Source organism: Nesterenkonia sp. LB17 (assembly GCF_022565915.1).
GTDB lineage: Bacteria > Actinomycetota > Actinomycetes > Actinomycetales > Micrococcaceae > Nesterenkonia.
This window is the reverse complement of record NZ_JAJOYX010000001.1, coordinates 358,654-372,232: the sequence shown is the minus strand read 5'-3', so window position 1 is coordinate 372,232 and position 13,579 is coordinate 358,654. Positions and strand designations below refer to the sequence as shown.

The 13,579-nt window shown below is 66.6% G+C and carries 11 protein-coding genes; 6 read left to right on the top strand and 5 right to left on the bottom strand.

What is annotated here, in order from left to right:
- Nucleotides 1–26: 26 nt before the first annotated feature.
- The 4 genes from LTH96_RS01655 to LTH96_RS01640 are packed head-to-tail and all read left to right on the top strand — an operon-like array spanning nt 27 to nt 4,005.
- Nucleotides 27–347, top strand: coding sequence for a 2Fe-2S iron-sulfur cluster-binding protein (locus LTH96_RS01655; RefSeq protein ID WP_241463907.1), 321 nt, complete (start codon nt 27–29; stop codon nt 345–347).
- A 14-nt stretch (nt 348–361) separates the two neighbouring features.
- Nucleotides 362–1,729, top strand: a complete 1,368-nt coding sequence (locus LTH96_RS01650) for an NAD(P)/FAD-dependent oxidoreductase (protein WP_241463905.1) — start codon at nt 362–364, stop codon at nt 1,727–1,729.
- Nucleotides 1,730–1,741: 12 nt separating this feature from the next.
- Nucleotides 1,742–2,482 (top strand): HD domain-containing protein, encoded by a 741-nt coding sequence (locus tag LTH96_RS01645; protein ID WP_241463903.1) that lies wholly within the window; start codon nt 1,742–1,744, stop codon nt 2,480–2,482.
- Nucleotides 2,479–4,005 (top strand): aldehyde dehydrogenase family protein, encoded by a 1,527-nt coding sequence (locus tag LTH96_RS01640; RefSeq protein WP_241463902.1) that lies wholly within the window; start codon nt 2,479–2,481, stop codon nt 4,003–4,005. The genes LTH96_RS01645 and LTH96_RS01640 overlap by 4 nt, the downstream gene beginning before the upstream one ends.
- Nucleotides 4,006–4,033: 28 nt before the next feature.
- On the opposite strand, the gene LTH96_RS01635 is transcribed toward LTH96_RS01640, so the two are convergent.
- From LTH96_RS01635 to LTH96_RS01620, 4 genes are read right to left on the bottom strand one after another with little or no spacing between them, the layout of a single operon-like run.
- Entirely contained in the window at nt 4,034–4,813 is a 780-nt protein-coding gene (locus LTH96_RS01635) for an IclR family transcriptional regulator (RefSeq protein WP_342357784.1), read from the bottom strand.
- Between the two features lie 39 nt (nt 4,814–4,852).
- Nucleotides 4,853–5,278: a DUF1801 domain-containing protein gene (locus LTH96_RS01630; RefSeq protein WP_241463900.1), complete on the bottom strand. Its 426-nt coding sequence runs from the start codon at nt 5,276–5,278 to the stop codon at nt 4,853–4,855.
- Between the two features lie 31 nt (nt 5,279–5,309).
- A complete protein-coding gene (locus tag LTH96_RS01625; protein ID WP_241463899.1) occupies nt 5,310–6,302 on the bottom strand; it encodes an arsenic resistance protein in 993 nt (330 codons plus the stop codon).
- 55 nt (nt 6,303–6,357) lie between these two features.
- Entirely contained in the window at nt 6,358–9,171 is a 2,814-nt protein-coding gene (locus LTH96_RS01620; RefSeq protein WP_241463898.1) for an HAD-IC family P-type ATPase, read from the bottom strand.
- Nucleotides 9,172–9,584: 413 nt separating this feature from the next.
- On the opposite strand from LTH96_RS01620, the gene LTH96_RS01615 reads away from it, so the two are divergent.
- Complete coding sequence (locus tag LTH96_RS01615) at nt 9,585–10,955, top strand: hypothetical protein (RefSeq protein WP_241463897.1); 1,371 nt, start codon at nt 9,585–9,587, stop codon at nt 10,953–10,955.
- 55 nt (nt 10,956–11,010) lie between these two features.
- On the opposite strand, the gene LTH96_RS01610 is transcribed toward LTH96_RS01615, so the two are convergent.
- Complete coding sequence (locus LTH96_RS01610; RefSeq protein WP_241463896.1) at nt 11,011–12,186, bottom strand: M14 family zinc carboxypeptidase; 1,176 nt, start codon at nt 12,184–12,186, stop codon at nt 11,011–11,013.
- A 450-nt stretch (nt 12,187–12,636) separates the two neighbouring features.
- On the opposite strand from LTH96_RS01610, the gene LTH96_RS01605 reads away from it, so the two are divergent.
- Entirely contained in the window at nt 12,637–13,560 is a 924-nt protein-coding gene (locus LTH96_RS01605; protein ID WP_241463895.1) for a 1-phosphofructokinase family hexose kinase, read from the top strand.
- Nucleotides 13,561–13,579 lie beyond the last annotated feature (19 nt).

The window sequence follows — 13,579 nt, the reverse complement described above, 5'->3', positions numbered from 1 at the left end:
TCCAGCTGAGAATCGAAGGAGACGCAATGCCTACCGTGCACTACACCGACGCCGAGGGCGCGGTCCGCGAAGTAAAGGCCACGGCCGGAGACTCCGTGATGGAGACCGCCGTGCGCAACGGGGTCCCCGGAATCGTCGCCGAATGCGGCGGCTCCCTCTCCTGCGCGACCTGCCATGTGTTCGTCGCCGAGCAGGACCTCGCAGATCTCGCACCCATGGAGGACATGGAGGACGAGATGCTCTATGGCACCGCAGTGGACCGCCAGATGAACTCGCGGCTGTCCTGCCAGCTTCCGCTGCGTGAGGACCAGACCCTCCACGTGCAGACCCCAGAGACCCAGGTATAGGACCAGGTAACGCCATGTCACACGCCACCGCAGACACCACAGCTGGGACGGGCCGGTCCGTCGAAGCCAGTCGCGCCGGATCCAGCCCGGCGCAGGCCTCTCCGGTGGGGGTCCTGCCCGCAGGAATCGCACCTGAGCTCACCGATCTGCTGATCGTCGGGGCCTCACAGTCCGGGGTCCAGCTGGCGGCCTCCCTGCGGGCGCTGGGCTGCACGGACCACATCACCCTGCTCGGAGATGAGGCCCACCGGCCCTACCAGCGTCCGGCGCTGTCCAAGGAGTTCCTGCAGGGGACGATGGACAAGGAGAAGCTCATCTTCCGCACTGCCGAGTACTGGGAGGACCATCGGATAGCCCTGGCCCAGGACGTGCGCATCACGGAGGTCGAACGGTGCCACGACGGCGGTGGGACAGCCGTCTCTGCCACCGGCGATCGAATCCGTTTCCGCAGGCTCGCCCTGACCGTGGGGGCACGTGCGCGTCGCCTTGATGTGCCCGGCGTCGAGCTGGACGGGGTGGTATATCTTCGCAATGCCGACGACGCGTTGAAGCTGAAGGAGCTCGCCGGCGGTGCCCGCGACGTCGTCGTGATCGGTGGTGGCTTCATCGGTCTGGAGGCGGCGGCCTCGATGCATGCCATGGGCAAGCGCGTCACGGTGCTGGAGTACGGGCAGCGTCTGATCGGACGCGCGGTGGGCGAAGCGACGAGCGAGTTCTTCCTCCAGGCTCACCGCGAGCGCGGAATCGACGTCCGTCTCGAAGCCCGCTTCACCCAGATCACCGGCGACGACGGCTCCGTCACCGGGGTGCAGCTCCAGGACGGCACGGTGGTCAAGGCCGACATCGTGCTGATCGGCATCGGCGTGGTGCCCAACACCGAGCTCGCAGAGTCGCTGGGCCTGGCGGTCGACAACGGCATCCGCGTGGATCGGCACGCCCTTGCGTCCGACGGCACCACCGTGGCGGTGGGAGATGTGGCGAACCTGCCGAACCCGATGCCCGGGGCACCCGTGGGTGAACGGATCCGTCTGGAAAGTGTAAACAACGCCGTGGAGCACGCCAAGGTGGCCGCATACGCGCTCATGGGCCGGCGTGAGGAATACACCGGGACCCCCTGGTTCTGGTCGAATCAGGCCGACCTGAAACTTCAGATCGCCGGACTCTCGCTCGGGCACGATCGCACCCTCGTCCGCCGTGATGAGGAGAAGGGCCGGTTCGCCGTGCTCTACTACCGCGGTGAACAGATCATCGCCGCAGACTGCGTGAACAACCCTCTGGACTTCATGGCCGTGAAGAGCGCCCTGTCCAACGGAAAGAACATCCCTGCCGAAGAGGCATCGAACCCGTCCGTCGCATTGAAGTCCATCATCCGCGACGTTTGAGAGAGGCTGAGCATGAGCATCAACCAGAACTACCCACAGTGGGCACCCAGCGAGCCGGACACCCACACGCGGGACCCTCGCGCCGAAGAGTTCGCCCGCAGCCACCCCATCCTGCCCATCCCTACCGGCCAAGACGTGGAGACCGCCCCGATCGCGATGACTCCCAGCCGCGGTTTCACCCAGCTGTGGAACTCCGTGGCGCCGGAGACCCGAGTGCGCGGCAACTCGATCCACCTGCCTCTTTCGGTTGCCTACGCCGAGCGCCTCTGCGACGCCTATCCCGAGGCGGACCGAGAGCTGGTACTGGTCAGCATCCTGCTCCACGACACCGGGTGGGCCCACGTCGACGAGTCCAGGATCCTCAGCGAGGGATTCGGGGGCGACTGGCGCAAGGCCGCGATCCGGTATGAGCATGAGGAACAGGGGTGCGTGGTCGCACGTCGGGTGCTGCCGCCGCTGGGTTATGGCGCCGATTTCGTCGAGCAGGTCTGTCAGATCATCGACGGCCATGACACCCGGGCCGTGGCCTATTCGCTGGAGGACGCGCTGGTCCGCGACGCCGACCGGCTGTGGCGCTTCGACACCGCTGGCATCGCGCTGGCCAGCTCCTGGTTCGCGATGGACACCTCCACCTACTGTGATCGACTCGAGCGAGAGATCATCCCCGAGCTGCTCACCGAGGCAGGCGTTCAGATGGCCCGCGCCGACTTCTCCCGGTCCTCCTCCCTGCTGCGCACGGAGGCCCTGCGATGAGCCAGCCTGGGCCCACGACACCCCCGACGGCCGCCGAGCGCCGAGCTCACCTGGACCTGCCGTACACCGCGGTCCATGATCACTTCATCGGCGGATCCTGGCGCGCCACCAGCTCGCAGCGCCGCAACGACGTCACGGATCCCGCCACCGGTGAGGTCTGGGGGTCCGTCCCGGATGGCTCGGCCGAGGATGTGGATGCGGCGGTGGCCAGCGCCCGGGAGTCCTTCGACCACGGACCCTGGCGGCGACTCCCGGCCGCGATCCGCGCCACGCACCTGCTGCGCATCGCGGAGGAGGTGGAGCGCCGTTCCATTGAGATCGCGGCGACGGTGTCCCGGGAGAACGGCACCCCGATCGCGGAGTCCTCCGGGGCGGCCGCGAACGCCGCGGGCATCCTGCGGTACTTCGCGGGCCTGGCAACGCTGCTCGATGATCCCGATGAGCGAGCCTTCCCCACCGACCCGACCCGCAGCACCCTGGTCCACAGGGATCCGATCGGTGTATGCGCCCTGATCGCACCCTGGAATTTCCCGATCAACCTGATGGTCATCAAGCTGGCCCCGGCGCTGCTCACAGGGTGCTCGGTGGTCATGAAGCCCGCCTCCCCCACCCCGCTGTCCTTCCGATACATCCTCGACGCCTGCCGCGCCGCCGGGGTCCCCGAAGGGGTCGTGAACCTGGTGACGGGAAGCGGCCGTCTCGGCGATGCCCTAGTGCGGCATCGAGACGTGGACAAGGTCGCCTTCACCGGATCCACGCCGGTGGGACGCAGCATCGCGGCCGCCGCGGGAGAGCTGCTGCGTCCGGTCACTCTGGAGCTCGGAGGGAAGTCCAGCGCGCTGGTGCTGCCCGACGCGGATCTGGATCTGATGGCGTCCCGGCTCATCAAGTCCTGCCTGCGCAACACCGGCCAGACCTGTTACATCTCCACGCGGATCCTTGCCCCGAGCCATCGTTATGCCGAGATCGTCGACATGGTCGCCGAGACGGTGCGCAGCCAGCCGCAGGGCGACCCGCTGAACCCCGAGACGGTCTTCGGACCCTGCGCGACGGCATCTCAGTTCAACACGGTGCGCGGCTATGCCGAGTCGGGACTGGCCGAAGGTGCCATCGCCATCACTGGCGGTCGGCCGAGCACCATGAGCGGCGCGCTGGAACGGGGCTACTTCATGGAACCGACCGTATTCTCCGAAGTCACCCCGGAGATGCGCATCGCTCGGGAGGAGATCTTCGGCCCGGTGCTCACGGTGCTGCGTTATGACGATCTCGACAATGCGCTCGAGGTTGCCAACAACACCAGCTTCGGGCTCGGAGGCATCGTCTTCGGTGAAGATGAGGAGCACGCCCAGCAGGTGGCAAGACGCATGGACACCGGCAGCGTGGGCATCAACTTCTTCGCCTCCAACCATGCGGCGCCCTTCGGGGGGCGTCACGATTCAGGTCTCGGGACCGAATATGGTCCCGAGGGACTGGCGGCGTACCTGAGCTACCAGTCAGTCCACCGAAGCGCCACACGCAGATGAGCGCGGCGAAGCCGCGCTCAGGTCAGTGTCAGTGCTCCCGCGGCTCGTCCGGCAGCGGCTCCACCAGTGAGCCGAACAGGGACTCCAGTGGGATGTGAGCCGTGTGTTCCTCGATCTTCTTAGCCACCCCGCGCAGCACCGGCAGGTGCCGCGTCATGGTGCGTCCATGACTGGAGGGGACCACGAGTCCTATACCGCAACCGATGCGACCGCTGTGAAACACGGGAACTGCGATCGAACAGGAACCGATGCGCACCTCTTCCATGGTGACCGCGTATCCCTGCTCCTTGACCTTTGCCAGCTCCGCGGAGAGCCGCTCGGGGTCCACCTGGGTCGCCGGCGTGAGCCGCTCAAGTGGGCGTTCCAGATACCCGGAGCGCACCCAGGATTCATCGTGAGCAAGGATCACCTTCCCCACGGCTGTCGCGTGGAGCGGAAGCCGTCCCCCCACTCGGGAGGCGCGTGGAATGCGCCTGGTCCCATAGATCCGTTCGATGTACAGCGCTGAAGTCCCATCCCGCACTGCCAGCTGACTGGTCTCCCCGGTGAGTGAGTAGAGGTCCTGGATGAACGGTCGCGCGGTCTCGCGCAGCTGCCTTCCCGCGTTCTGTGCGATCGCCCACAACCGGATTCCCAGCTGGATGTTGCCGTTGGCGCCACGGCTGAGGAGTCCCCATTCGACGAGTTCGCCGACCAGACGGTGGGTAGTGGACACCGGGAGGTCCGCCTGGGCGGCCAGCTCGCTCAGCGGCATGGATCTGCGCGAGGTCTCGAAGACCTCCAGGATGGCCAGGACCTTCGAGGTCACGCTGCGCCCAGAAGTCCGATTGCCCCCTGCCATGACGGGTCAGACAACCTCGGGGTTGAGCGCCCGAGCGCGCGCGATGAGGCTGCGGAACTCTGCATGATCCAGATGCTCCAGCGTCGTGAAAGTCAGCGCAGCGGCGCCGACCTTCACCCGGCCGAGCCGATCGGCTCGCTCTTGGATCAGGTGATTGCCGTCCTCGGCCGCGTTGACGTAGACGGAGAGGTGCTTGGTCTGCTCCGCGAGCCCGATCAGGAACCAGTCCACAGCGGCGCCGCGCGGCTTGGGCTGACGCAGCCTGCCGTATCCGATGATCGTCTGCTCCGTGCCGCCCCACATGCGTCCGCGCCAGAGCACCCGGCTGATTCCCGGCAGCTCGGCGGTGATCCAGCCGTCCAACACGGTCATCTCTGCAGAGCGCCCTGCGGCCTTGAGGTAGTCCTCGACGCTGTCTGTGACCGGTTCCATGACCTGAGCCTACCGGGCGGTGCGGGACGCCTCACCCGATGCTTCGTGGTTCCCACGGCGCTGACGGTCGGACGTCGGGAAAGAGCACGCGGGGAACGAACCAGAGGCAGAAGATCATGCCGAAGAGTTCGACGAGGGACTGCATGACCACCACGATCGCGGCGGTCTCCCAGCCCGCGGGGAGGGCAAGCGCGAAGGGCAGCACGATGAAGGAGTTCCGGGTGCCCATCGAGAATGCAAGGGTGCGCCCCTGGGCGACGTTGAGCCGGGCGACACTCGCCAAGACCCTGGACAACACCAGACTGATGGCCAGGAACAGGCTCACCACCATCAGCACCACGGGCAGCAGGTGAGCATCGTGGACGACGGAGCCGACGTTCGCGACGGCGATGAGCAGCACCACCACCGCCAGCAGCGGCACCGGCCACCACCCGAGACGAACGACCACGGCCGCTCCCGCCGGACTGCCTCCAGCCCAGACCTCGGTCAATGCGGCCAGCCCCAGTGGCAGCAGCACCACCAGGAAGGCGGGCCAGATCTCCGCGGGCGCAAGCACCACGCGTAGGTCAGCATCTGACATCAGCCACAGGTAGAGCGGCAGAAGCAGCAGCTGGAGCACCAGCAGCACCGGGGTCAACGCAGTGGCCCGGGTGGCGTCGCCTCGCCCGAGCTGACTGAAGGTGATGAACCAATCGGTGCATGGCACCAGCAGCACCAGCAGCAGTCCCAGCTGCAGCGCCTGGTTCTCGGGCACGAACTGGATCAGCACCCAGACCACCGCCGGCAGCAGCACGAAGTTTCCGAGAAGCGCGGCCGCCATGAATCGCCCCTCGGTGAAGGCCGCAGGCACCGCTGCCATCGGCACCTGGGTGAACGTCGCGTAGAGCAGCAGACCCAGCGTCGGCCAGATCAGCACATCGGCGGTGACGCCCAGCTGTGGGGCGAGCGTGCCGAGGCCGAGGCCGCACGTCACGGCGGCGAGGTAGAACCACACCTGGTGGCGTTCCAGGGTCTCTCGCCTCACGGGCACCTCCTGCAGATTCCTCGACCAATTCCTGTCACAGGTCCGTGACCGCGATCTACTCACCCCGCCCAAGCCGCGAGCGGCGTGAGCGCCTCGGCGGTGACGTGCGATTCGCACGGTACCGCCCCGTTGCTTTGACCACCTCGACCAACAGGAAGCTTGCGAGGGCGTAACCGAACGCGGTCACCCATTGAGCTGGGGAAAGTGGGACGGATCCGAACCATACCTGGAGGGGTGGCAGATAGGTATACGCAGTCTGCAGCACGGCAAGTACGGCGATGGAGATCCACACTGCGCGATTCCCCGTGAGGACACGGCGGGTGATGCTCGAGCGACGCAGCAGGCGCACATTGAACAGAACGGCGATCTGAGAGACCACCAGCACCGCCACCGCGGCAGCGCGTGCGGCATCCAGGTCGGCGCCGGAAGCGAGTGCGGCGAAGAACGCTGTGGTCGTCACGGCGGCCACCACGATACCCGTTCCCGCCAACGCCAAGAGGCTGCCTGCGAGGATCGAGTCTTCGGGCGGTCGCGGTGGTCGCGTCATCGTTCCAGGTTCGACGGGCTCGTAGGCGAATGCGAGCGACAGAGTGACGGCGGTGACGAGGTTCACCCAGAGAATCTGGGTGGGCTGCAGCGGATCCGGATAGCCGACCGCGACTGCGGTGAAGACGACGAGCGCCTGTCCGAGGGTCGTCGCCAGGATGAACACCACCGACTTCTGCAGGTTGTCGTACACGCGCCGACCCTCACGCACGGCTCGCTCGATGGTAGCGAAGTTGTCGTCGGCAAGGACGACGTCGGAAGCATCCTTCGCGGCCTCTGTGCCCTTCATGCCCATGGCGACGCCGACGTCGGCGCGGGTCAGCGCGGGAGCGTCGTTGACTCCGTCGCCCGTCATCGCGACCACCCCGCCGAGGGACTGCAGAGCCGCAATGATGCGCATCTTGTGTTCAGGACTGGTTCGCGCGAACACATCGACGTCGCCGACCCTGGCCCGCAGCTGTTCGTCGTCCATGTGGTCGATGTCCGCCCCGGTCAGCGTGGTCGCGGCGGTATCGGCGAGTCCCATCTCCGTGGCGATCGCGTGGGCGGTGAGTGCGTGGTCACCGGTGATCATCTTCACCCGGACGCCTGCGTCCTGGCACTCGCCGATCGCGGCTGTCGCTTCTGGCCGCGGCGGGTCGGCGATGGCGACGATTCCCAGCATCACCAGGCCTCGAAGCTCAGCATGTTCGACGGTCACCGCATCCGATGGCATATCACGGCGCGCGGCTGCGAGGACCCTCATGCCTTGGGCGGTGTATGCATCGATCAGTGCATGCCACCGAGCGGGCTCTATCGGATCCTGCCCTCCGTCGGCCCGACGCTGAAACTCGCAGAAGGTGAGAAGACGGTCGGGTGCGCCCTTCACTGAGACGAACTGTTCTCCCGATTCGGACTGATCAAGGGTGGCCATGTACTTCACCTCGGCGTCGAACGGGAGCTCATCTCGGCGCCCGTATCCAGCCAGGTCGACGCCCGCTTTGCGGCCGAAACTCATCAGCGCACCTTCGGTGGGATCGCCCACGACTCGCCACTCGCCGGCAGCCGTGTGATCGAGGCGCGCGTCGTTGCACAGCGCCATGACGAGCGCCAGTTCAAGAAGGTCAGCACAGGACGAATCAACCACCGCACCATCTCGCAGCACCGACCCATCAGGGTTGTATCCCTCGCCCGTGACCGTGTACTGGGAAACAGCTGTCGCGGCAGCGCGCACGGTCATCTCGTTCTTGGTCAGGGTTCCGGTCTTGTCCGAGCAGATGACGGTGACCGACCCGAGGGTCTCTACTGCGGCGAGTCGACGGATGATCGCTCGCTGTGCGGCCATCTGCTGCACGCCCAGTGCGAGGGTGATCGTCACGACGGCGGGCAGACCTTCCGGCACCGCAGCTACCGCGAAAGCGATGGCCGAGGGCACCAGCTCTTCGAACGAGTCACCGTGCAACACGAACCCGAGGGCCACCATGACGGACATCAGCACGAGCGCGGTGGCAGTGATCTGGCGCCCGAGCCGGTTGATCGAACGGATCAGTGGGGTGTCGGTGCGCTCCACGTCGCGCACCAGCTTCTGAATGCGCCCAAGTTCTGTGCGGGTTCCCGTGGCGGTGACGACCGCCTCGGCACGTCCCGCTACTACGACCGACCCGGCGTGGAGCATGTTGTGCCGGTCACCGAGGAGCGCTTCATGTTCGACTGGCCTGGTGTGCTTCGCTGCGGGCACCGCCTCACCCGTCAGCGCCGCCTCATCGGCCCTGACGTCACGTACTTCGACCAGCCTCGCGTCGACCGCGGCGCGGTCACCGGCATGGACGCGAATGATGTCCCCTGGTACAAGCGTGGTTGCTTGGATGTCGTGCCATCCGCCATCGCGTCTCACCGTCGCGCGCGGAGAGAGCATTCGGCGGATCCCACGCAGCGCCTTTTCGGCCTGTCCCTCCTGGATGAATCCGATCATGGCGTTGATCAGGGCGACCGCGAAGATCACGGACGCGTCGATGTAGTCGCGCGAAACGAGCTTGATCACCGCTGCCACGAGGAGGACGTAGATGATGGCGTTGTTGAACTGCGCCAGGAAGCGCAGGACCGGGTGGGTGCGCGAAGGCTCGGGGAGACTGTTCGGCCCGAAGTGCGTATGGCGCCGGTGCACCTCGTCCGACTCAAGTCCAGAGCGAGTGGTGGCGAGGCCCTCGAGCACGTGAGCGGCGGAATGGGCGTGAGGCTTGTTCGGTGAACCCGAAGCGGCGGCCGGGTGGTGGGTGAGGTCGGCCGGCGAACGTTGCCGTCGCTCACCTCGCGGGTGCGACTCCCCCAGATTCACAGCGGACATCGCGCCCTCCACTCGTTACCCTCGATCGTTGAGATCTGGGGGCACCCACTCGCATCGCGACGTCGATGGCCCTCGCCAGTGTCTCCCGAGCCGTCCCGGCGCTCCTCTCCTACCGTGCCGGGCGGGACACTCATCGAATAGGGCCGATGGTCCTGCCTGTGGGACTTCCGGCCCTGCTCGAGGCGCGCGCCCCACTGGATGGTGAAGGCGGCGAAGGGCGATGAACGTCCGCGGCCGAGCGATGTGGTGCTCTTCTCTGAGGGGCGCCGCCGCGCAGAGGACCAGCTCGCGTCGATCCCGGTGGTGGCGATGGCGGGCCGACGTACCTTGTTCGCGCCCATGTCCGGGAGCATGCTGGTGCGAATCCGAGGCGTTCTCCGAAGCCTCCCTCCAGATCGAGAGGCGCGGTGCACATGGGTGTCGCTGAAACCCGGGACCAGGAGATTGCAAGGCTGTCGGCGGAGGTCGCCCGGCTGCAGTCGAAGCTGCGGACCGAGCCGATGGAGGCGCCACCGCCCGCCCCCACGCGCCGGACCGGACGTGGACGCGCGTTCCTCGCCGCGCTGCTGCTCGCGCTCGGGGTGTTCCTCGCCCCGCTCGCCGTCGTCGCAGCATGGACGAAGACCGAAGTCACCAACACCGACCAGTTCGTCGCCACCGTGTCGCCGATCCTCGAGGACCCGGCCTTCCAGGCCTTCCTGGTCGACGAGATCACCGCGGCCATCAATGAGGAGATCGACATCGAGACGATCACGTCCGACCTCTTCGACGGAATCGCGACCCTCGACCTCCCGCCCAGGGCCGCCGCCGCGCTCCAGCTCCTCGAGCAGCCCGCGGTGGAGGGCGCCCAGTCGCAGATCCGCTCCACGACCGAGCGACTCATCGCCTCGGACGAGTTCGAGCAGGTGTGGGACCAGTCGCTGCGGATCAGCCATGCCCGGCTGACCGCCGTCCTCAGCGGGGACACCTCCGGCGCCGTCGTGATCAGCGACACGGGCGAAGTGGGCATCCAGATCGGACCCATCATCGCCTCCGTCAAGGAGCAGCTGACCGCGCAGGGGTTCGCGCTGGCCGACCGCATCCCCGACGTCGACCGGACGGTCGTCGTCGCCCAGTCCGATGAGCTCGTCCAGGCACGCACGGCCTACCAGGCGCTCGACGTGCTCGGCTTCGTGCTCCCCTGGGTGAGCATCGGCCTGCTCGCGGGCGGAGTCCTCGTCGCGAGGAGGAAGGCGAGGGCGTTGATCTGGGCCGGCGTCGGTCTGACGTTCGCGATGGCGTTCCTCGCGCTCGGCGTGGCCGTCGGACGCATCGCCACGGTCGCCTCGATCTCGCCGCAGCACCTGCCGTCGAGTGCCGCCGAGGCGGTCTACGACGCCCTGGTGCCCCTGCTCTGCTCGACGGTGCTCGCCGTCGGGGTGACTGGCGTGACCACCGCCGTCGTCGCCTACCTCGCCGGGCCATTCCGTGGCGCCATCGCGGTCCGCCGCCTGACCGTCGACACGGCCAGGCGAACACGTGCTGCGGCGGAGAGCGCCGGGGCGACGACCGGCCGGTTCGGCGCGTTCCTCTACCGCGCCCGCCGGTACATCCGGATCGCGATCGCCGTCATCGGCGCGGCGATCGTGCTGCTCGTGAGGCCGCTGACGCCAGAGGTGACCCTCTGGACCGCGATCGGCGCGCTCATCGCCATCCTGCTGCTCGAACTGCTGCAACGGCCACCCTCCGTTGAGGTCGACGGCGAGGCCGTCCCTGAGGCAGCACGGCGAAACCCCATCCCTTGAACACGGGGGATTCTCCCGCCAGCCGGCAGGGAGAATCCCCCGTGTCCAGCTCCGCCTACTGAGCCGGAATCGTGCCTGCGTAGTCAGTCAGGTATCCAGTCGTCGGCTGATGAGGGATCTCATCCCACCGCTCCGGATCCTCCTGCTGGATCTCTCCCGTCGCCATTCCGATCAGAAGCTCCTCCAGTGCCAGCACATTCTGCCGGACCGACTTGCCACGGGCTTTCTGGCCCAGGCTCCCATCGGAGGTGTTTCCACTCGTCTCAAGGAAGACGACCGGGTTGCTGTGACCTTCCGGATTCAGTCCCTGGTAGTCCAGGCCCAGCATCATCGCTGAGACGACGCCACCCTTGATATCGATCTCCAGGCCGTTGCCCACCTGGTAGCGATCGATATTGATGGAGCCGTACTTCGAGAGTTCATCGAAGACATGGACCATCATCTGCCGGGTCAGAACGTCGTAGGTACCATCTGCAAGACCCGGCAGAGTAGGTCCACCCGGGGCCAGGGAAATTCCGAGGGACAACGTGACGTCATCACCTGTTCCCCATTGCTGCTTCAAGCCTTGGTGGTGGATGTCCACACCGAAGTCAGGTTTCACCATGGTCCAGTATTCGTAGAACGCCAAGGACTCTTTGGCCGCGAACCCTGCTTCGGTCCAGTCACGGTTGAGGTCTACTCGCCGTTCACTGCCGTTCTCATTGAGTTCGGGGGAACCGGTCAAGTCGTTCCAGAGGATCGTCTGACGGATATTCGCCTCGGAACCGTCCGGGTTGTACATCGGGATGATGTGGAAGGTGTACTTCTCACGCAGCAGGTTGTAATCCGCCGAGCCGTTCGTGCCCAGGTCCTTGAGCAGAGTCAGCAGGGACTCGGTGCCGTAGGGCTCATTCCCGTGAATGCGTCCCTGGAGCCAGACCTCTTCCGGGCCCGTCCCCACGGTGGCGACATAGAGGTCACGGCCCTGTTCGGAGGTGTTCACTGAGGTGCCGGCCTCGGCCAGGGTGAAGACATCGACGTTGAAGCGGGAGGTCTTCTCGAGTTTCTGCAGCTCCTTCTGCACATCCGCGTAGGTCAAGATGCTGGAGATGTTGGTCTGCCCGTTGGGCGAGGGGAAGTTGGCGCTCGCCACTGCGGGTGCGACGCCGGCTGGTGCGGCGAGCATGAGTGACGCGGCGGTCACGACGGCCGCAAGGCGGCGACGACGACTGGTCGGCTTGGTGGACTGCATGTGTCTCCTAGAGGTGCTGCTGATGCCACCGCGCTATACGAGCTGGCGGCAGCCCCGACCGTCGGTGCCCGGGGCCAACCATGAGGGTATATGTGATTTACATCACTGCTGGGCAGCGACACAAACACGGGACGCCTGCGGCCTTTCACGCTTGACGCGACTCTCTGCTTGGCAGTCCGCCCGGGCATCCCCTGAGGGCTTCCGGCGCTCCCCTCCTGCCCTGTCCATCAGGACACTCATCCCAGCAGGGCCGATGGACTTGCCGAGGGGACTTCCGGCCCTACTCGAGGCGCACGCGCCACTGGATGGTGAAGGCAGCGGAGGGCGATGAACGTCCGCCGCCGATCGATGTTGGGCTTGTCTCCGGGCGGTGCCGCGCACCGAATCGTTGCCCGTCTTCTTGGGCTTGTGTGGTCGAGGAAAGGCAGAGAACCAATGCACTCACCGATCGTGACGCTGACGATGAATCCCGCCCTCGACGTGTCGAGCTCGGTGGATCGGGTGCGCGCCGAGCACAAGCTGCGCTGCGGACCGGCTCGCGTCGATCCCGGTGGCGGCGGGGTGAATGTGTCCCGCGCGATACGCAACCTGAACGGCAGCTCCACGCCGATATACCCACTCGGCGGTCCCACTGGCGCGAAGTACCGGAGGTTCGCCGCGGATGAAGGGATCGACGGCACGGTGATCGCGATCGCGGGTGACACTCGGGAGAGCTTCACCGTCGACGAGACGTCGACGGGCGATCAGTACCGGTTCGTCCTGCCGGGGCCGGCCCTGAGCGAAGCGGAGTGGCACGACTGCCTCTCAACCGTCACCGCCCATCTCCCGCACGGTGGATACCTTGTTGCCAGTGGAAGTCTCCCACCCGGGGTGCCCGAAGACTTCTACGCCATACTTGCCCGCTCCGTGGCCGAACAGGGCGTTCACCTCGTGGTCGACGCGGCAGGGGTCCCGCTCCACGCGGCCCTGGCCGAAGGAGTGTTCCTGATCAAACCGAGTCGGGACGAGCTCGCCGAACTTGTCGGGGCTGACCACGAATTGAGTCCTGAAGAACAGCTCGACGCTGTTCGCGACCTCATCGACCACGGTCGCGCGGAAGTCATCGCGCTCACCATGGGATCGGCGGGCGCCCTGCTCGTCTCTGCGGCGGGGGCGCTGCGCCTGCCGACGCCGAAGGTGCAGGTGGCGAGCCCGGTCGGAGCCGGTGATGCCTTCCTCGGCGGTCTCGTGCTGCGCCTGGCCGAGGGCAGACCCCTCGCTGAGGCCTTACGGACGGCCGTCGCGGCAGGAAGCGCGACCGCGATGTTGCCCGGAACCGAGCTCTGCCGCGCCGAAGACGTCACGCGGTTCGAAGCTGAACTGCCCACCGTGTGACTCGTCTTCGACCTCTTCC

Bases quoted from the DNA above. Each gene is read 5' to 3' on its own strand.
- LTH96_RS01630 (WP_241463900.1), bottom strand. From the start codon at position 5,278: ATGGAACCGGTCACAGACAGCGTCGAGGACTACCTCAAGGCCGCAGGG.
- LTH96_RS01615 (WP_241463897.1), top strand. From the start codon at position 9,585: ATGGGTGTCGCTGAAACCCGGGACCAGGAGATTGCAAGGCTGTCGGCG.
- LTH96_RS01610 (WP_241463896.1), bottom strand. From the start codon at position 12,186: ATGCAGTCCACCAAGCCGACCAGTCGTCGTCGCCGCCTTGCGGCCGTC.
- LTH96_RS01655 (WP_241463907.1), top strand. From the start codon at position 27: ATGCCTACCGTGCACTACACCGACGCCGAGGGCGCGGTCCGCGAAGTA.
- LTH96_RS01650 (WP_241463905.1), top strand. From the start codon at position 362: ATGTCACACGCCACCGCAGACACCACAGCTGGGACGGGCCGGTCCGTC.
- LTH96_RS01640 (WP_241463902.1), top strand. From the start codon at position 2,479: ATGAGCCAGCCTGGGCCCACGACACCCCCGACGGCCGCCGAGCGCCGA.
- LTH96_RS01620 (WP_241463898.1), bottom strand. From the start codon at position 9,171: ATGTCCGCTGTGAATCTGGGGGAGTCGCACCCGCGAGGTGAGCGACGG.
- LTH96_RS01645 (WP_241463903.1), top strand. From the start codon at position 1,742: ATGAGCATCAACCAGAACTACCCACAGTGGGCACCCAGCGAGCCGGAC.